This is a genomic window from Streptomyces sp. HmicA12 (assembly GCF_000373565.1).
Taxonomy (GTDB): Bacteria; Actinomycetota; Actinomycetes; order Streptomycetales; family Streptomycetaceae; genus Streptomyces.
Genome location: NZ_KB891807.1, coordinates 57,894 through 75,063, shown reverse-complemented (window position 1 = coordinate 75,063; position 17,170 = coordinate 57,894). Strand labels below are relative to the sequence as shown.

13 protein-coding genes are annotated in these 17,170 nt (G+C 70.0%); 5 read left to right on the top strand and 8 right to left on the bottom strand.

Annotated features, from left to right (window positions below; all coding sequences use genetic code 11):
- Window positions 1-31 precede the first annotated feature (31 nt).
- The 3 genes from B072_RS0116620 to B072_RS0116610 all read right to left on the bottom strand — a co-directional run bounded on the left by B072_RS0116620 (window position 32) and on the right by B072_RS0116610 (window position 3,576).
- The gene (locus B072_RS0116620) at window positions 32-370 is read right to left on the bottom strand and encodes a P-II family nitrogen regulator (RefSeq protein WP_020573022.1); all 339 of its coding nucleotides are present in this window, start codon (window positions 368-370) and stop codon (window positions 32-34) included.
- A complete protein-coding gene (locus B072_RS0116615) occupies window positions 367-1,719 on the bottom strand; it encodes an ammonium transporter (RefSeq protein ID WP_026245920.1) in 1,353 nt (450 codons plus the stop codon). Before B072_RS0116615 ends, B072_RS0116620 begins: the two co-directional genes overlap by 4 nt.
- Window positions 1,720-2,061: 342 nt before the next feature.
- Entirely contained in the window at window positions 2,062-3,576 is a 1,515-nt protein-coding gene (locus B072_RS0116610; RefSeq protein ID WP_051127204.1) for a hypothetical protein, read from the bottom strand.
- A 491-nt stretch (window positions 3,577-4,067) separates the two neighbouring features.
- Between B072_RS0116610 and B072_RS0116605 the strand changes: the two genes are divergently transcribed.
- Window positions 4,068-4,736, top strand: a complete 669-nt coding sequence (locus B072_RS0116605) for a bifunctional DNA primase/polymerase (RefSeq protein WP_018531082.1) — start codon at window positions 4,068-4,070, stop codon at window positions 4,734-4,736.
- 85 nt (window positions 4,737-4,821) lie between these two features.
- Here the strand turns inward: B072_RS0116605 and ftsY are convergent, their stop codons facing one another.
- Window positions 4,822-6,045, bottom strand: a complete 1,224-nt coding sequence (gene ftsY, locus B072_RS0116600; protein WP_026245919.1) for a signal recognition particle-docking protein FtsY — start codon at window positions 6,043-6,045, stop codon at window positions 4,822-4,824.
- Window positions 6,046-6,298: 253 nt separating this feature from the next.
- Here ftsY and B072_RS0116595 point away from each other — a divergent pair, with 253 nt between their 5' ends.
- The 3 genes from B072_RS0116595 (at window position 6,299) to B072_RS0116585 (ending at window position 9,348) form a co-directional block, all read left to right on the top strand.
- On the top strand, window positions 6,299-7,786 hold the full coding sequence (locus tag B072_RS0116595) for a cytosine permease (RefSeq protein WP_018531080.1): 1,488 nt from the start codon (window positions 6,299-6,301) through the stop codon (window positions 7,784-7,786).
- Between the two features lie 180 nt (window positions 7,787-7,966).
- Entirely contained in the window at window positions 7,967-8,941 is a 975-nt protein-coding gene (locus tag B072_RS0116590; protein WP_018531079.1) for an LLM class flavin-dependent oxidoreductase, read from the top strand.
- A 29-nt stretch (window positions 8,942-8,970) separates the two neighbouring features.
- Window positions 8,971-9,348 (top strand): hypothetical protein, encoded by a 378-nt coding sequence (locus B072_RS0116585; protein ID WP_026245918.1) that lies wholly within the window; start codon window positions 8,971-8,973, stop codon window positions 9,346-9,348.
- A 111-nt stretch (window positions 9,349-9,459) separates the two neighbouring features.
- Here B072_RS0116585 and B072_RS0116580 read toward each other — a convergent pair whose 3' ends face one another.
- From B072_RS0116580 to B072_RS0116565, 4 genes are all read right to left on the bottom strand, one after another.
- On the bottom strand, window positions 9,460-10,884 hold the full coding sequence (locus B072_RS0116580; protein WP_026245917.1) for a sugar porter family MFS transporter: 1,425 nt from the start codon (window positions 10,882-10,884) through the stop codon (window positions 9,460-9,462).
- A 217-nt stretch (window positions 10,885-11,101) separates the two neighbouring features.
- A complete protein-coding gene (gene smc / locus B072_RS0116575) occupies window positions 11,102-14,719 on the bottom strand; it encodes a chromosome segregation protein SMC (protein WP_018531076.1) in 3,618 nt (1,205 codons plus the stop codon).
- Between the two features lie 242 nt (window positions 14,720-14,961).
- Window positions 14,962-15,165, bottom strand: coding sequence for a hypothetical protein (locus B072_RS0116570; RefSeq protein ID WP_018531075.1), 204 nt, complete (start codon window positions 15,163-15,165; stop codon window positions 14,962-14,964).
- Between the two features lie 393 nt (window positions 15,166-15,558).
- Window positions 15,559-15,840, bottom strand: a complete 282-nt coding sequence (locus B072_RS0116565) for an acylphosphatase (RefSeq protein WP_026245916.1) — start codon at window positions 15,838-15,840, stop codon at window positions 15,559-15,561.
- A 390-nt stretch (window positions 15,841-16,230) separates the two neighbouring features.
- On the opposite strand from B072_RS0116565, the gene B072_RS0116560 reads away from it, so the two are divergent.
- Window positions 16,231-17,130 (top strand): CAP domain-containing protein, encoded by a 900-nt coding sequence (locus B072_RS0116560; RefSeq protein ID WP_324603828.1) that lies wholly within the window; start codon window positions 16,231-16,233, stop codon window positions 17,128-17,130.
- Window positions 17,131-17,170 lie beyond the last annotated feature (40 nt).

The following is a 17,170-nucleotide window of genomic DNA, read 5'->3' as shown; positions in this document are numbered from 1 at the left end:
AGCGACTCCCGTCCTTTGCAGGCCAGTTCGGTTACAGCGCGTCCGGTCCGCGCTCGCCGGTCCTGACCCGTACGGCCGTCTCGACGGGAACCGCCCAGACCTTGCCGTCACCGATCTTGCCGGTGCGCGCCGCCTTCACGACGACGTCGATCAGCTGCTCGGCGTCGTCGTCCTCGACCAGGACCTCGACCCGGATCTTGGGTACCAGGTCGACGGTGTACTCCGCTCCACGGTAGACCTCGGTGTGTCCGCGCTGGCGGCCGTAGCCGCTGGCCTCGGTCACGGTCAGGCCCTGGACGCCGAAGGCCTGGAGGGCTTCCTTGATCTCGTCGAGCCGGTGCGGCTTGACGACCGCGGTGATGAGCTTCATGCGTCCACCTTCTTCGTGTCCTGGGGCGACTGGGCCACCGGGCCCGGCACGGCCGTGCGGGCCGCGGCGCCGCCGCCCGCACCGCTGAAGTCGTACGCGGTCTCGGCGTGCTCGACCTGGTCGATGCCCGTGACCTCGTCGTCCTCGCTGACCCGCATGCCCATCGTCTTGTCGATGAGGAAGGCGAGGATCGCGGAGGCGATCAGCGAGTAGGCGAGGACACCGCCGACACCGGCGCACTGCTTCCAGAACTGGGTGAGGCCGCCGCCGTAGAAGAGGCCGGCCGCGTCGGACTGGCCGCCGCCGGTGGCGAAGAAGCCGATCAGGAGCGAGCCGACGACGCCGCCGACGAGGTGGACGCCGACGACGTCGAGCGAGTCGTCGTAGCCGAACTTGTACTTGAGGCCGACGGCCATGGCGCAGAGCACACCTGCGATGGCGCCGATGGCGATCGCGCCGAGCGGCGAGCAGGAGCCGCCGGACGGGGTGATGGCGACCAGGCCGGCCACCGCGCCGGACGCGGCGCCGAGCGAGGTGAACGCGCCGTGGCGCAGCTTCTCGTAGGCGAGCCAGGCCAGCATGGCGGCGGCGGTGGCGACCTGCGTGTTGACGAACATCAGCGCGCCGACGCCGTCGTCGTTGCCGAGCCACGAACCGGCGTTGAACCCGAACCAGCCGAACCACAGCAGACCGGCGCCGAGCATCGTCCACGGCAGCGAGTGCGGCCGCATCGGGTCCTTCTTGAAGCCGACGCGCTTGCCGATGACGAGGATCACGCCGAGCGCCGCGGCACCGGCGTTGATGTGCACGGCCGTACCGCCGGCGAAGTCGATCACGCCGAGGTCGAAGGCCCAGCCACCGGTGCCCCACACCCAGTGCGCGACCGGGAAGTAGACGACCGTGGCCCACAGGGTGATGAACAGGGCCCATGCCGTGAACTTCACCCGGTCCGCGAGGGCACCGCTTATCAGGGCGGGCGTGATGATCGCGAACATCAGCTGGAAGACGGCGAAGACATAGATCGGGATGGTGTAGCCGTCCCAGAGCTGGGTCAGCCCGATCCCGCTGAGGCCGACGTAGTCACCGTCCCAGCCGAAGAGCGACCCCTTGTCCGTGCCGAACGCGACGGAGAAGCCGTACAGAACCCACAGGATCGTGATGATCCCGAGGCTGATGAAACTCATCATCAGCATGTTCAGAGTGCTCTTGACGCGAACCATGCCTCCGTAGAAGAAGGCCAGGCCCGGTGTCATGAGCATCACCAGGGCGGAACAGATCAGCATGAAGCCTGTGTTCGCTGCAGACAGCTTGGGTGCTTCTGCGGCGAGCGTGATGGCGGCTGGTGCCATCGGCGTCTCCTCGTCGTCGGTACGGCCCCGTGCGGGCGAAGCCTGAAGTCGGGCATGAGGGGTGGGCCGGTTATGCGCCATGAGATTGGCGCAGCGCGGTTTCCGTGGGTGCCCCTCGATGTTTCGCCGCAGTGACGAAGAGCCGGTGGGTGTTACGCGTCCATGAACTGCCGGATGACGGGTCCGCCGATCGTTATCGTGACGCAACCGAAGCACGGTGATCACCGGACAAGCAGCCGGCCGCGGTCGTCCGTCCCTGATGACCTGGCGTGGGGGAGCCGAGTCGGGCTGTTTCGGGACGGTCGGCCGCGGCCGGGGTTCTGTGGGTGTTGCTCCGGGTGCTCAGACCGCGGTTTCGGCGGTCTCGGGCAGATGGACGGCGAGTTGGTCGGTCAGATCGATCACCTCGGCGAGGTCGCCGAAGTCGCGGACCGCGGTGTCCACGGTCTTGCGGATACGGGTGTTGACCCGCTCCGAGCGCACCTTCCGGGCGATGCCGAGTGCCTCCGTGGCCATCACGGTGGCCTGCTCGGGCTCCTTCTGGAGGAGGTGCACGGTGGCCATGCCGATCAGGTTCAGTGCGTACGAACGCTGGTGCTCGGCGTCCTTCCCGAACAGGTCGACGGCGCGGCGCATCAGCGGCTCGGCCATCGACGCGTAGGCCGGGCTGCGGCCGGCGACATAGGCGAGATCGCGGAACGAGTGGCTGTTCTCGCCGTGCAGTTCGGCCTCGGAGAAGAAGCGGATCCAGTCGGGGTCCGGCTCGTCCCAGTCATCGGCGTCGGTGAAGGTGTCCTCCGCCATCCGCACGGCGCGCTTGCACTTGCCCGGCTGCCCCATGTTCGCGTACGCGCGGGCCTCCATCGCATACAGCATGGACTGGGTGCGCGGGCTGGCGCAGTCGCGGCTGCCGTACTGGGCGAGGTGGATGAGCTCCAACGCGTCCTCGGGGCGGCCGAGATGGATCATCTGGCGGGTCATGCTGCTGAGAACGTACGAGCCCAGCGGCTTGTCGCCCGCTTCCTTGGCGGCGTGGAGCGCGAGCACGAAGTACTTCTGGGCGGTGGGCTGCAGGCCGACGTCGTAGCTCATCCACCCGGCCAGCTCGGCGAGTTCGGCGGCGACCTTGAACAGGCGCTTCGTGGTGGAGTCGGGCTGCGGCTCCTGGAGGAGGTCGGTCACCTCGTGCAGTTGGCCGACGACCGCCTTGCGGCGCAGGCCGCCACCGCACTGGGCGTCCCACTGGCGGAACATGACGGTGGTGGACTCCAGGAGGTCCAGCTCCGGCTTCGAGAGCCTGTTCCCCCGGCGCTGGGCCGCGCTCTCCGGCTCGGCGGCGGACTGCGCGCCGGATCCCGGCGTCGGCACCAGCCAGCGCTGCATGGGCTCGATGAGGGCGGGGCCCGCGGCGAGCGCCAGCGAACTGCCGAGGAAGCCGCGGCGGGCCAGCATGAGGTCGCTGCGCGAGAACTCGCCGATGAGGGCGACGGTCTGCGGCCCGGTCCACGGCAGGTCCACGCCGGACACGGAGGGGGCCTGGTGCGCGGCGCGCAGGCCGAGGTCCTCGACGGCGACGACACAGCCGAACCGCTCGGAGAAGAGCTCGCTGAGGATTCTGGGGATCGGCTCGCGCGGGTTCTCCCCGTCGAGCCAGCGCCGCACCCGTGAGGTGTCGGTCGAGATGTGGTTCGCACCCAACTGCCGTGCCCGCCGGTTCACTTGGCGCGCGAGCTCGCCCTTCGACCAGCCACTGCGCATGAACCACGAGTTCAGCAGTTCGTTCGGGCGCTTCTCAGCGTTCGTCACGCTGCCGCCGCCGCTGCCGCCCACTGGAACGCCCCCATTCCCTGAAGCCATCTATGCGATCCACGCCGCCGTGCAGGACTCTCAACGACGCCCGACGCCACGGAGCGTCGAAGTCCTGCCGGCCACGCTCTGTCCGCACTCTCCACCGGCAAGCCCTACCAGGATGCCGTCAACTACAGGCCCCCGTCCGCCAGTTGTCACTCCTCGAACGGAAATCCGGCTTGCCTCCGGCATACCCACGGGTGCACTCACCCTCAGGGTTCGTGTACCGAAAGTAATCCTACGATCACCCCTCTCGCGAGGGCGAACCCGGAAACGCCACCATTCGCCACCCCTTCGAATGAACTCAGGGACGGCCGCACACGATTCACTTGACATAGGACAGCCGGAAGTAGGCGGAGCGTAGTGCGCCGGGGCGCGTGACACCGGAGCGCACCACCCCAGGAGCGGCCCGGCGCCGCCACGACCAGGCGGCGTACACATCGGGTCACGATCCGATTCCGCCGCGTAACCACCGGCGCGCGGGACCTGTTGGAGGGGGCATGGGCTTCACGATCGGCGGCATTCGCGAGATGCGTTCCGGCACACGACGTCGCGGCCGCACGTCCGGCCGTGCTTCGGACTGCACCACGGTGGCGGAGTTCACCGGCCTCTGGGGCTGGGACGTGATCCCGGGCGCCCGGGCCGTCAACGGAATCTGCTCCTGCGGCAAGGCGGGCTGCCCGGCTCCCGGGGCCCATCCGCTCGACCCGACCGCTCTGGTGCCGGCCGGCGCCACGCTCGGTGAAGTGACCGAGTCCTGGGGCCGGTTCCCCGGCGCCGCGGTACTGCTCCCCGTCGGGCGCGCCTTCGACATCCTCGACGTCCCGGAGGCCGCCGGCCGCCGCGCCCTGATCCGCCTGGAACGCCTGGGCCTCCCACTCGGCCCGGTCGTCGCCACCCCGGAGGGCCGCGCCCACTTCTTCGTGGCCCCGGGCGCCGCGGCCGAACTGCCCACCCTGCTCTACCGCATGGGCTGGGACGACGCCTCCCTCGACCTGCACGCGCTCGGCGCCGGGGACTACATCACGGCCCCGCCGTCGGACCGCGCGGGCCTCGGCCCGGCGACGTGGCTGCGCGCCCCGTCCCTGGACACGGCGACCCAGCCGCCGCAGGCGCGGTTGTTGCTCGGGGCACTGGCGTACGTGGCGCATCGCTCGCCCTGCGCGTAGCGGGCGCCCCGCGCACAGAGAAGGTGGGCAGGGACCGGATCCGGTCCCTGCCCACCTCTGTACGTCCACAGGTGTCCCTGAACGGCTACTCCCCGATCAGCGCGTCCACGAACGCCTCCGGCTCGAACGGCGCCAGATCGTCCGGCCCCTCGCCGAGGCCCACGAGCTTCACCGGCACGCCCAGCTCACGCTGGACCGCGATGACGATGCCGCCCTTGGCCGTGCCGTCCAGCTTGGTCAGCACGATGCCGCTGATGTCGACGACCTCGGCGAACACCCGCGCCTGGACCAGGCCGTTCTGACCGGTGGTCGCGTCCAGGACGAGCAGCACCTCGTCGAGCGGCGCGTGCTTCTCCACGACGCGCTTGACCTTGCCGAGCTCGTCCATCAGGCCGGTCTTGGTGTGCAGTCGGCCCGCGGTGTCGATGAGGACGACGTCCGCGCCCTCCTCGATGCCTTCCTTGACGGCGTCGAAGGCGATGGACGCCGGGTCGCCGCCCTCGGGGCCGCGCACGGTGCGGGCGCCGACGCGCTCGCCCCACGTCTGCAGCTGGTCGGCGGCGGCCGCGCGGAACGTATCTGCAGCGCCGAGCACGACGTTCTTGCCGTCGGCGACGAGCACGCGCGCGAGCTTGCCGGTGGTGGTGGTCTTGCCGGTGCCGTTGACGCCGACGACCATCACGATGCCCGGGGTGGTTCCCTCGGCGTTCCCCTCCGTCTTCACGGAGCGGTCGAACTCGGGGACGAGCAGCTTGAGCAGCTCCTCGCGGAGCAGGCCGCGCAGTTCCTCGGGGGTACGGGTGCCGAGCACCTTCACGCGCTCGCGCAGGTTCTCGACCAGCTCCTGGGTGGGCTGCACGCCGACGTCGGCGGTGAGCAGCGTGTCCTCGATCTCCTCCCAGGTGTCCTCGTCGAGGTGCTCGCGCGACAGGAGCGTGAGCAGCCCCTTGCCGAGCGCGTTCTGCGAGCGGGAGAGGCGGGCGCGCAGCCGCACCAGGCGGCCCGCGGTCGGCTCCGGGACCTCGATCTCGGGAGCGGCGGGCTCCTCGGCGACCTCGGGCTCGGCAGCGGGTTCGGCTTCCGGTTCCGCGACCGGAAGATCCACCTCCTCGATCGTGCGCCGCGCTTCGTCGCGCGGCGTCTCGGCCTCGTCGCCGACATGCGGCTCGGCGGGCGGGGCGGCGGTGATGTCGGGGGCGGCGGGCGGGGCGGGCGGCAGCTGCTTCTTCTTGCGACCGCTGACCACCAGCCCGCTGACCGCGCCGATCACGACCACGGCGATGACTACAGCAAGGATGACGATTTCCATAACTCGTCCAGTATCAGTCATGGGGCCTGGCCGGGGCCGCTCTCGTGCCTTCCTCCAAAGGACAAAGGGCTCTGGAAGGTATGACTCGGACTAAAGTACGATGGAAGACCTCGCATCGACGCGCGTAGAGTCCCACTCGATCGACACAACCGCATCACCCCGGACCTCGCAGCAGGTTCGGCAGGCCCCCCACCCCCACCGGCTCTCCCGTCCCCCACGTCTGAGCCGAGCGAGAGGCACGGAACCCCACCGCATGAGCAAGACCGCCGAATCCGAGGGCGCACTCGAGACGCGTGGCCTCGAACCCGTTCCCGACGCCGAGCGCACGGCGAAGACCCGCGAACTGTTCCCCACGTGGGTCGCGGCCAACATCAGCGTGCTGCTGCTCACCATGGGCGCCACGCTGTCCGTCTCGTTCGGGCTCAGCTTCTGGCAGACCCTGATCGTGGCCATCGCCGCGCCGGTCGTGTCGTACGGCCTCGTCGGCCTGATCGGGATCGCCGGAAAGCGCGGCGGCGCGCCCGGCATGGCGCTGTCCCGCGCGGTCTTCGGGCAGCGCGGCAACCTGCTGCCCGGCTCGCTGATCTGGGTGGCGCGCTGGGGCTGGGAGACCATCAACGCGGTCACCGGCGCGTACGCCATGCTCACGGTCCTGGACATCGTCTTCGGCATCCGGAAGAACGACGTCCTCGTCGTGATCACGCTCCTGCTGTTCGTCGTGACCACGTTCGCGATCTCCGGCCTGGGCATCAACGTCGTACAGAAGTGCAACAAGTACGCGACGTACCTCTTCGGCCTCTTCTCGGTGCTCGTCCTGGTCTATCTGATCGTCGACACCGACTGGTCCGAGGTCTTCGGCAGGCCCGCGGGGCAGACGTCGATGGTGATCGCGGGCATCGGCATGATCGCCGCGGGCGGCGTCAGCTGGATCCCCTCCTCCCCCGACTTCACGCGCTACCTGCCGCGCACCGCCTCCTCCAGGGCGATCGTCGGCAACTCGATCGGCGGCGCCGGCCTCGTCGTCCTGCCGATGGTCCTGATGGGCGCCGTGATGGCGACCTCCGTGCCCGACCTGGCCAACGCGGCCGACCCGGTCTCCTTCCTCGGCGAGATCCTGCCGATGTGGATCGCGGTGCCGTACCTGCTGATCGCCCTGGTCGGCATGCTGCTGATCAACGCCATGTCGATGTACTCGGCCGGCTTCACCGCGCAGACCCTCGGCTTCAAGGTCCCGCGGCACTGGGCGGTCTCCATCAACGCCGTCATCTCGCTGGTCTTCGGCGCCGTCCTGATGCTCGTCGCGACCAGCTTCATGAACTCGTTCATCGCGTTCCTTTCTCTGCTCGCGGTCGCCTTCTCCGCGTGGGTCGGCGTCTTCGGCGCGGACATGTTCACGCGCAAGCACTACGACGGCGCGGCCCTCCTCGACACCACGCGGACCAGCGCCTACTGGTACCGCGGCGGATTCAGCCCCTCCGCCGTCATCGCCTGGCTCGTCGGACTGGGCGCCGGCCTGCTGTTCACGACGGCCGGCACGGCGGACGCCGCCTGGTTCAGCGGCCCGTTCTCGGACACCTGGATCGGTCGCAACGGCCTCGGCTGGGTCGTCACGATCGTCGTCTCCGGCCTGCTGTACCTGGTCCTTCCGAAGCCGGCCGACACCACCACGGCCCCGGACGACTCCGAGGCGCCGGCCACGGACTCCCCGCGCGAACTGGACCGCTCGGCCGACATCGGCTGACGCGCCACCGCCCAGGATCAGGGTCTGCCCCCGCCGTAGCGCGGGGGCAGACCCTGATCTCGTCGTCGTTCCGACCGACCCGCGCGCGCGACGCGTCGCACCTCTGGCAACCTGACGGCCCGTCAGCTATCGTCCACGCGCGTCAGCCGACCCCCACCTCTCGCGAAGGGCGGTCTCCGCATGCCCATGTCCGTCGTACGGTTCAACCTGGTCGACCCGGCCGGCACCCCCGAGTCGCTCGGCGCCCGCTACCAGGCGGCCGTGGAGATGGCGAAGTACGCCGACGAGCACGGCGTCGACACCGTGCAGACCGAGGAGCACCACGGCGTCGCCAACAACTGGCTGCCTTCGCCCTTCACCTTCGCCGGCGCGGTGCTCGGCGCGACGCGTCGCATCGTCGTCACCGTCTCCGCGATCATCGGTCCCCTGCACGACCCGCTCCGGCTCGCCGAGGACATCGCCGTGCTCGACCTGGTCAGCGGCGGCCGGCTGCTGACCGTCGCCGGGATCGGCTACCGGCCCGAGGAGTACGCGCAGTTCGACGTGGAGTGGAAACGGCGCGGCAAGCTCCAGGACGAGCTCCTGGAGACGCTGCTGCGGGCCTGGACCGGCGAGGAGTTCACCTTCCGCGGGCGCCGGGTCCGCGTCACGCCCCGCCCCTTCACCCAGCCGCACCCGATGCTGCTGGTCGGCGGCTCCTCGCAGGCGGCCGCGCGCCGGGCGGCCCGGCTCGGACTGCCCTTCTTCCCGAGCGCGCATCTGCCGGAGCTGGAGGCGTACTACAAGGAGAAGCTCGTCGAGTACGGGACCGAGGGCTGGACCATGATGCCCGCGAGGACGACCCCGCTCCTGCACCTCTCCACGGACCCGGACCGCACCTGGGCCGAGCACGGCGAGCACTTCCTGCACGAGGCGCGGACGTACGCGTCCTGGCAGTCGGGAGACATCAAGTCGGCGGTGAAATCGGCGGCGTCGTCGGTCGAGGAGCTGCGCGCCGAGGGCGTCTACCGGGTCCTGACGCCCGAGGAGTGCGTGGCGCAGGGCCTCGACAACTACGTACTGCACCCGCTGTCGGGCGGTATGCCGCTGGAGGAGGGATGGCGCAGCCTGCGGCTGTTCGCGGAGCAGGTGCTGCCGGCGATATCCACTCACTGACCCGCGAGGGCGGGTGCTCCACCGGGGGCATGAGCCTGATGGTCGATCTCTTCGTGCGGGACCCCGACGGTGGGCTGCGCATCCTCGACACCCCCGACGACGTGATCTTCTCGGGCGGCTTCGAGTCGTGGCGCAAGAACGTGTGGGGCTCCGGCGTGGTGCGCGCACTGGGCGCCCGGCTCCTGCCGCTGCCGGCCTACGAGGATCTGTACGTCGAGCCTGATCGGGTCGGCGAACTGCTCGCGGAGATCGGCCTGTTGCGCCCGTACCTGTACGAGATCGCCCACGCCACCCGGCATCCACGCTCGGTCGAGGAGCACCAGGACGGAATCTCGCACCGCCTGCGCATCATCGAGGAGCGCTGCCACGCGGCGCGCGAGATCGCGGGCGGCGTCCTGATCTGGTGACCCCGGGCATGACGGCGCCGCCTCCGGAATCCGGGGGCGGCGAGGTCATCGGGGAGACGGCGGCGGGGGATTGATGAGCCGTCTCCCCGGGTCTTGCGGGGAGTGGGCCGGTCAGCCCATCTCCTCCAGGGCCTTGCCCTTGGTCTCCTTCACGAACTTCATCACGAACGGGATGGAGATCGCGGCGAAGGCGCCGTAGATGATGTACGAGCCGGTCAGGCTCCACTCGGACATGCTCGGGAAGGTCTTGGTGATGGCGAAGTTGGCCAGCCACTGGGCCGAGGCCGCCACACCGAGCGCCGCGGCGCGGATCCGGTTCGGGAAGATCTCGCCGAGCAGCACCCAGACCACCACGCCCCAGGACAGGGCGAAGAAGAGCACGAAGGCGTTGGCCGCGATGATCGCGGTCAGACCCTGGGCGTTCGGCAGCGAGACGTTGTCGCCGGAGCCGGTCCGGTACGAGAAGGCCCAGGCACAGGTGAACAGGGCGATCGCCATACCGGCGGAGCCGATGATCGCGAGCGGCTTGCGGCCGATGCGGTCGACGAAGATCATCGCGATGACGGTACCGATGATGTTCACGATCGACGTCTCGAACGAGTACAGGAACGAGCTCGACGGGTCCTTGCCGATCGACTGCCACAGCTGGTTCGAGTAGTAGAAGATCACGTTGATGCCGACGAGCTGCTGGAAGATCGACAGGAAGATGCCGATCCACACGATCGGCAGGAAGCCGAACTTGCCGCCGAGCAGGTCCTTGAACGTCGACTTGTGCTCGCTGCGCATACCGGCCTCGATCTCCGCGGCGCGCGCGTCGACGTCGATACCGGTGCCCTCGACCTCGGCCAGCACCTTCTTGGCCTCGGCCTCACGGCCGGCGGAGATCAGGAAGCGCGGCGACTCGGGGATCGCGAAGGAGAGCAGACCGTAGAGGACGGCCGGGATGACCATGACGCCGAGCATCCACTGCCAGGCCTCGAGGCCACCGAGCTTGCCGCGCTGGTCGCCGTCGGCCATGTTCAGGATGCCCCAGTTGACGAGCTGGGAGATCGCGATGCCGATGACGATGGCGGCCTGCTGGAACGAGGCGAGCCGGCCGCGGTACGCGGGCGGGGCCACCTCGGCGATGTAGGCCGGGCCGATCACGGACGCCATGCCGATGCCGATGCCGCCGATGACGCGCCACATCGTCAGGTCCCAGGCGGCGAACGGCAGAGCCGAACCGACCGCGCTGATCGCGAAGAGGGCGGCGGCGATCTGCATGCAGCGGATGCGTCCGATGCGGTCCGCGAGCCGGCCCGCGACCGCCGCGCCGACCGCGCAGCCGAGCAGCGCGGAGGCGATGATCCAACCCAGCACGTCGGCGTTCACGTCGAACTTGTGCTGGATGGCGACCGTCGCGCCATTGATCACGGAGCTGTCGTAGCCGAACAGGAAGCCACCCATCGCGGCTGCCGCCGTGATGAAGATGACGTGCCCGAGATGATCGGGCTGGGCTTCCCTGGCTCCCGATGAAGGTGCCGAAGTGCTGGTCACGTGGACTCCTGGTGCCGCCCGGCAACGCTGCCGGGGTGGGGGCGAGGCCCTTCCAGTGGCGCACAACTTCACGCCGCCCACCACCTGAAGGTAAAAGCAACGTTGCAGAGACTATGCGTTCAAGTTTCTAAGTCAATACTTCGGGTCCTGTGAATTTTGGACACAGAAGGGGCGCCTTGAGTTCAAGTCTTGAAGACTTGGAGGAGAGGTGCGCGCCCTACCGCAGCCGCTGACTGATCACCTTCGACACCCCGTCGCCCTGCATGGAGACGCCGTACAGCGCGTCGGCGACCTCCATCGTGCGCTTCTGGTGCGTGATCACGATGAGCTGCGAGGCCTCCTGCAGCTCCTGCATGATCCGGATCAGCCGCTGCAGGTTGGTGTCGTCGAGCGCCGCCTCGACCTCGTCCATCACGTAGAAGGGACTGGGCCGCGCCTTGAAGATGGAGACCAGCATCGCCACGGCGGTCAGCGACCGCTCGCCGCCGGACAGGAGGCTGAGCCGCTTGACCTTCTTGCCCGGCGGGCGGGCCTCGACGTCCACACCCGTGGTGAGCATGTTGTCCGGGTCGGTCAGGATCAGCCGTCCCTCGCCGCCCGGGAACAGCCGGCTGAAGACGCCCTCGAACTCACGGGCCGTGTCCCGGTACGCCTCGGTGAACACCTGCTCGACCCGCTCGTCGACCTCCTTCACCACTTGAAGAAGGTCGGTACGGGTCTTCTTCAGGTCCTCCAGCTGCTCACTGAGGAACTTGTGGCGTTCTTCGAGGGCCGCGAACTCCTCCAGCGCAAGGGGATTGACCTTGCCCAGCTGCTGATAGGCACGCTCGGCGGACTTGAGCCGCTTCTCCTGCTCCGCACGGACGAACGGTCGCGGCCTGTTGCGCGGATGCTCCGGGTCCTCGGGCAGCTCCTCCCCCTCGGCGGGGAGCGAGGGCGGCACGAGCTGATCGGGACCGTAGTCCGCGACAAGCCCGGCCGGTTCGACACCGAGTTCCTCCAGCGCCTTGGTCTCCAGCTGCTCGATCCGCAGCCGCTTCTCCGCTCCTAGTACCTCGCCCCGGTGGACTGAATCCGTCAACTTGTCGAGTTCTGCTTTGAGATCCCGGCCGCGGCCCCGCTCGACGACGAGTTCCTGCTCCCGTACGGCCTTGGCCTGCTCGGCGAGCGTGCGCTCCTGATCGGCCCGCGCGATGGACACCTCCACGTGCGCGAGCAGCTGCCGGGCGCCGGACGCGACGGCCTCGGCGACAGAGGCCTCGTACTTCAGACGGGCGCGCTGCCGCTCGGCACGCGCGCGTGCCTCCCGCTCCGCCCGCGCGGCCCGGTCGAGCGAGTCGGCGCGTCCCGCGAGGCCCTTCACCCGCTCTTCATGGGTACGTGCCTGAAGGCGGGCCTCCATCTCGGTCTGCCGGGCGTTGGCCCCGTCCGCGGAGAGACGATCCCGCACCGAGGTGTCGGGTTCTTCGTCCCCTCCTTCCCCGACGGGGGCTTGCTCCTCGGCCACGGCGAGCCGCTCGGCCAGCTCCTCCGCGTCCATGGCGGCCTTCTCCAGCGCGTCCTGCGCCTTGGCCGCGGCCGCGGCGCTGCGCTCGGCCTCCCCCGCGGCGCCGCGCGCCTGCCCGGCCAGCCTTCCCAGCTGCTGGGCCCGCCCGGACCGCTCCCGCTCTATGGCCCGCTGCCGCTGACCCAACTCCTCCACGAGCAGGGCACACTCGCCCCGCCGCTCACCGGCGGCATGCTGCGCCTCGGCCAACTCCTCGCACTGAGTGGCCAGTTGCTCCAGTTCGGCGGCGGCCTCGTCGACGGAGGCCTGCACTTCGAGGAGGCTCGGCGCCCCGGCGGAACCGCCCTGCGCGAAGTGCGCCCCGAGCAGGTCCCCTTCGGTGGTGACCGCGGTCAGCTCGGGCCGCGCGTAGACCAGGTCCTCGGCGTCCTCCAGGGTGCCCACGACAACGATGCCGCGCAGCAGATGGCGCACCGCGGGCAGCAACTCGGCCGGTCCCCGCACGAGTTCGGCGGCGTACGGGGCGTTGCCCGGGTTCGGTGCGTCACCAGGGGCGGCACCGGGGGCGCCGGTACCAAGTCCGTCGGCATCGAGGGGGCCCGCCGCGCTCTCCCCCGCCAGCAGCAGCGCCGCCCGCCCCGCGTCCTGCTTGCGCAGCAGGCGAATCGCTTCGGCAGCGGAGGCGGGAGACGCCACGGCGATGGCGTCGGCGGCCGCCCCGAACGCCGCCGCGACCGGAACCTCGAACCCGGGCTCCACGGAGAGCAGCTCGGCGGCGGGCCCGAGCAGCCCGTTCAGCCGCTCCGTCGCCCCGAGCAGCGCCCCCGTGCCGTCCTTCCTCCGCAGACCGAGGGCGAGCGCCTCGCGCCGGGCGGCGACGGCGGCCCGCTTGCGCTCGGCGGAGGTGGCCGCCTCCCGCGCGGCGCTCATCGCCGACTCGGCCTCGGCGAGCTGCGCCTTGGCGGTCTCCAGCTGCTGCACCAGCTCCTCGTCGCCCGCGTCGAGCCCGTCGACCTCGGCCTTGAGCTGCTCGTACTCCTCCTGCGCGGCGGCGGCCCGCTGCTCGGCCTCGTCCCGCGCGGAGGCGAGCCGGTCGATCTCGGCCTGCGCGGACGCGGCTCGGGAGCGCGCGGCGTTGGCCTGTCCCTGCAGCCGGGCGAGCCCTTCCCGGCGATCGGCGATGGCCCGGGCGACGTCCTTGAGCCGCCGCTCCTCGACGGCCAGTTCCCGCTCCAGATCGGCGCGGTGGGACACGGTCTCGTCGAGCGCGGTCTGCGCGGCTTCGAGGGCGGCCTCCAGCTCGGCCTCCTGCTCCCGCACCCGGGCGGCCTCGCGCTCCAGGTCCTCGGGGTCGCGGCCGCGCCGCTCCTCGGCGGGCGCGGACGTCGCGCTCTTCACCCGCGCGTCGGCGAGCGAGATCGTCCCGCGCACCCGCTCGGCCAGCTGCGACAACTCGACCCAGGTCTGCTGCGCCCGCTGCAGCCGCGGCGTGAGCTGCCGCACCTCGTCCTCAAGGTGCCCCTCGCGCAGGAGGGCCTTCTTCAGCTCGTCCTCCGCGGCTTCCTTGCGCCGCTTCAGCTCGGCCTCGTCGGCGACCTCGGCGCTGAGCGCCTCCCGCTGCCGTACGAGATCGTCGGCGAGCAGCCGCAGCCGGGCGTCGCGCAGATCGGCCTGGATGACGGCGGCCCGCCGGGCGACGGCCGCCTGCCTGCCCAGCGGCTTCAGCTGCCGCCGCAGTTCGTCGGTCAGGTCCTGTACGCGGGACAGGTTGGCCTGCATCGCGTCCAGCTTCCGCAGCGCCTTCTCCTTGCGCTTGCGGTGCTTGAGGACACCGGCGGCCTCCTCGATGAAGGCGCGGCGCCCCATGGGGTCGGCGTGCAGCACGCCGTCGAGCTGTCCCTGCCCGACGATGACGTGCATCTCGCGCCCGATGCCGGAGTCGGACAGCAGCTCCTGGATGTCGAGCAGCCGGCAGGTGTCCCCGTTGATCTGGTACTCGCTGCCGCCGTTGCGGAACATGATCCGCGTGATGGTGACCTCGGCGTACTCGATGGGCAGCGCGCCGTCGGAGTTGTCGATGGTGAGGGAGACCTCGGCGCGGCCGAGCGGCGGCCGGCCGGTCGTCCCGGCGAAGATGACGTCCTCCATCTTGCCGCCGCGCAGGGACTTGGCTCCCTGCTCGCCCATGACCCAGCTGAGGGCGTCCACGACATTGGATTTGCCCGAGCCGTTGGGGCCCACGACACAGGTGATGCCCGGCTCGAACCGCAGCGTGGTGGCCGAGGCGAACGATTTGAACCCGCGCAGGGTCAGAGCCTTGAGGTGCACGCCGTCGGACTCTACCGGCCACCCCTGTCTCACTCCATGAACCCACGGTTTCGCTCATGAAGGTGCAGGGCACATCAGACGTTAAGAACACGCTTCGGTGCGCGGGGGGCCGTGGAGACCGGAGCAGGTGAGGAGAAGAAAGAAGGGACGCCGAAGCGTCCCTTGCATATCTGGTGCGTTGCTCTGTCAAGCGGTGGTTACGAGCAGCCCGGCCGCGGACGACGGTGCGCCCTTGGATGCGGTCAGGTGAGTGCAGGCTCCGCCTGGGGTACGTCGATGCTCTCGAGCAGAGAGTCGTGAGAAGCGGCAGCCGCGAGCGCGTCGTTCTCGGCCTGGATCCTGCCGAGCTCGGATTCCAGATCCTGTACACGCTGCTGGAGCCGTCGCATCTCGGCGAGGAGTCGCGGGTCGCTGCCGCCGACGTAACCGAGAAGCGCCTTTGCCATGATGGATGGTCCTCCACACTGAGTGACCGACCGAAGCGATGGTGGGTCGTGAGGGTCGAGAGGGAAAACGCACCCGCGGTGCTTGGCACTTCTTGTCTTGCTGGCCGTTCCCACATGCCAAACAGCTAAGGTGCGCGGGGATTCCAGAGTCTCACCAAAAAGTTTGACGGTCAACACGATCACGCCCCGTATTGGCGGGCAACCCGGGGGCTCTGCACCGCGGATCTTGCGGTGTGGCCGGACCTTCGGGGCCCTGGGGGCGTAGAGATCATCCGTACTCCGGGAGCCTGCCACGACTCCCCCGCCTTGGCAACCACCAGGGCATTTCTGCCCGGAGCAGTTGCCTGCGGCATCTCGAATCGGGGTGCACCCGCCCCCGTCTGCGGTGACTGCTCAGCGAATGGCAAATCCGTCGTAGCCGCCGCGAGGTGTGTCCCAGATCTCGGTGACACCGTCGACGCGGCCGGGTGTGTCGTCGCCGTGGAGCCAGTCGAGCAGTTGCTGACACGCGGCGCGCGATCCCTCGGCGACCACTTGCACGCGACCGTCGTCCAAATTGAGAGCAAAACCACTCAGGCCGCCGATCTCCAGGGCCCTCGCCCGCGTGAACCAGCGGAAACCCACACGTTGGACGCGTCCTCGCACCCACGCGACCAGCCGCACATCTTCATTCATGGCTGCACGCTAACCGGCCAATTGCTCTCGGAGCACTTCGTCCCCTTGCGTTCTGGGGTACCGTCGCGGACCGATGAGCCTCACCCGTACGGGTGAGTCACATTGACCACCGCGAGGATGAGGAAGGCCAAGATCATGGGACGCCACCGACGCTCCGCCGCCGGCCGCGCCGCCACGGGCCGCGCCGCGGGGACCCCGGAGCACAGCTCCGCGGGTGGGTACACCGAACAATACGGCGACGCGTACGGCGCTGATCACGCGGGGGCGTACCGGGAGCAGACCTCCTCGTACCCCTCACATTCCGCGCACGGCGCATACGCGTCGGCAGGCGCCGCGTCCCCCGCGTCCTCGGTGCCCTCGTACTCCCCGCAGGACGAGACCCTGACGGCCGTGTACGGCTCCATATCCTCGGCCGGCGGGAGCGGTGTCTCCGGCGATCCGCAGCGCGGCCGCGCCCACCGCCGAAAGAAGCGTGACGGCGTCCCGCTGCGCACCGGGCTGCTCGGCGCCTCCGCCGCCGTGGCCATGGGTGCGGTCGCGGTGGCCTCGGGGCTGATCCCGGGCGGCGACAACTTCAAGCTCGGCGGCGACCACAACGGCAACAAGGTGCAGGCCGCCGACTCCCCCACCGTCGAGGCACAGGGCGGCACGGACGGCACGGTCGAGGACCGCGCGTCGGAGTCCGCCGCCAGCCGTGGCCAGGACCGTTCGGCCTCCCCTTCCGCCTCGCCCTCGAAGTCCGCGTCGGCCGAGCCGTCCGCGAAGCCCTCGAAGACGCCGGAGCGGACCGAGCAGTCCCAGAAGGACTCCGGCAGCGAGACGAAGACGAAGACCGCGAGCCCCTCCAAGTCCGCCGCGGCCAAGACCGAGGCACCCGCCGCCGGCTCGGGCTCCGCCACGACGACGTCCGACGAGGCCGCGGCCGCCGCGCAGGTGCTCACCCTCGTCAACCAGGAGCGCGCCAAGGTCGGCTGCTCCCCCGTGACCGCGGACAGCGGCCTGGCCTCGCTCGCGAGCGACTTCAGCGAGGACATGGCCGCGCGGAACTTCTTCGACCACACGGACCCGGACGGCGCGACGCCGTGGGACCGCGCCAAGAAGGCCGGGATCACGAACCTGGGCGGCGAGAACATCGCCCGCGGTCAGGCCAACGCCCAGTCCGTCATGGACGCCTGGATGAACAGCGAAGGCCACAAGGCGAACATCCTCAACTGCGACTTCAAGACGCTCGGCGTCGGGGTGCACTTCGGCTCCGGCGGCCCGTGGTGGACCCAGGACTTCGGTTACTAGGACCGACCGGCCCGGACCCGCCGCCCGCACGCTTACTGCC

Excerpts from the sequence above, each read along its gene's own strand:
- B072_RS0116605 (WP_018531082.1), top strand. The coding sequence starts at position 4,068 with ATGGGCTTCACGATCGGCGGCATTCGCGAGATGCGTTCCGGCACACGA.
- B072_RS0116620 (WP_020573022.1), bottom strand. The coding sequence starts at position 370 with ATGAAGCTCATCACCGCGGTCGTCAAGCCGCACCGGCTCGACGAGATC.
- B072_RS0116570 (WP_018531075.1), bottom strand. The coding sequence starts at position 15,165 with ATGGCAAAGGCGCTTCTCGGTTACGTCGGCGGCAGCGACCCGCGACTC.
- B072_RS0116615 (WP_026245920.1), bottom strand. The coding sequence starts at position 1,719 with ATGGCACCAGCCGCCATCACGCTCGCCGCAGAAGCACCCAAGCTGTCT.
- B072_RS0116590 (WP_018531079.1), top strand. The coding sequence starts at position 7,967 with ATGCCCATGTCCGTCGTACGGTTCAACCTGGTCGACCCGGCCGGCACC.
- ftsY (WP_026245919.1), bottom strand. The coding sequence starts at position 6,045 with ATGGAAATCGTCATCCTTGCTGTAGTCATCGCCGTGGTCGTGATCGGC.
- B072_RS0116595 (WP_018531080.1), top strand. The coding sequence starts at position 6,299 with ATGAGCAAGACCGCCGAATCCGAGGGCGCACTCGAGACGCGTGGCCTC.
- B072_RS0116610 (WP_051127204.1), bottom strand. The coding sequence starts at position 3,576 with ATGGCTTCAGGGAATGGGGGCGTTCCAGTGGGCGGCAGCGGCGGCGGC.
- B072_RS0116585 (WP_026245918.1), top strand. The coding sequence starts at position 8,971 with ATGAGCCTGATGGTCGATCTCTTCGTGCGGGACCCCGACGGTGGGCTG.
- B072_RS0116565 (WP_026245916.1), bottom strand. The coding sequence starts at position 15,840 with ATGAATGAAGATGTGCGGCTGGTCGCGTGGGTGCGAGGACGCGTCCAA.